This is a genomic window from Collinsella aerofaciens (assembly GCF_015552075.1).
GTDB lineage: Bacteria > Actinomycetota > Coriobacteriia > Coriobacteriales > Coriobacteriaceae > Collinsella > Collinsella aerofaciens_Y.
In genome coordinates this window covers 1-1,029 of record NZ_JADNDZ010000105.1, presented here as the reverse complement: position 1 = coordinate 1,029, position 1,029 = coordinate 1, and the positions used below count along the sequence as shown (strand labels likewise).

At 65.6% G+C, this 1,029-nt stretch carries 2 protein-coding genes; both read left to right on the top strand.

Annotated features, from left to right (window positions below):
• On the top strand, nt 1-216 hold a 216-nt coding region (locus I2D41_RS08135), incomplete at its 5' end, for a PTS sugar transporter subunit IIC (protein ID WP_147326485.1).
• On the top strand, nt 206-1,029 hold an 824-nt coding region (locus I2D41_RS08130; protein WP_458795871.1), incomplete at its 3' end, for a PTS system mannose/fructose/sorbose family transporter subunit IID. The genes I2D41_RS08135 and I2D41_RS08130, both read left to right, overlap by 11 nt.

Here is a 1,029-nt window from a genome sequence, read left to right as displayed (position 1 = left end):
GCCATGGGCTTCGCCATGCTCGGCCGCCTGGTGCTCACCAAGCAGCTCGTGCCCTTCTACTTCCTGGGCTTCCTGCTGTGCTCCTACGCCAACGTGCCCGTCCTGGGCGTCGCCCTGATCGCCATCATCATCGGCATCGACAAGTTCGACCTGCTCGGCCTGGGCGGAGCCCAGCCCCAGCTCTCCGCGGAAGGGGATGAGGACGATGACTTCTAGTCCCGAGAACAGGATCACGCGCTCCGACCTCGTCAAGAGCGCCGTCAACGTCGGCGCCCTGGGCATGGAGTTCTCCTGGACCTACTACAAGCAGATGAACATCGCCTTCTGCCTGATGGTCGCCAACATGCTCAAGAAGATCTACGCCGGCCGCCCCGACGACTACGCCGAGGCCCTGCACCGCCACTGCGCGTTCTTCAACATCACCGTCCAGTTCGCCCCGTTCGTCGGCGGCATCGCGATGGCCATGGAGGAGAAGGTCGCCCGCGGCGAGATCGAGCCCGAGAGCGTCAACGACGTCAAGGCCGCCCTCATGGGCCCGCTGTCCGGCATCGGCGACTCCATCTTCCTGTCGACGCTGCGCGTGGTCGCCGCCGCGGTGGGCATCAGCCTGTGCCAGGCCGGCAACCCCTTCGGCCCCATCGCCTTCCTGCTCATCTACAACGTCCCCGGCTTCGCGCTGCGCGTCTGGGGCGCCGTCAAGGGCTACGAGCTGGGCGTGGGCTTCCTGGACGAGGCCCAGAGGACCGGCCTCATGCAGAAGATCATGACCTGCGTGGGCATCGTGGGCGTCATGGTCGTGGGCGCCATGTGCAAGGACATGTTCTGGGCCAGCATCCCGGTGGCCATCGGCTCGGGCGACGACGCCCAGACCCTCCAGGACATCCTGGACGGCATCATGCCCGGCATGCTCGGCATGATCGCCTTCTGGCTGTACTACTGGCTGCTGTCCAAGAAGATCAACCCCATGGTGCTGATCGTGGCCACCATGGTCGTGGGCATCATCGGCGCGTTCTTCGGCGTGCTGGCGTA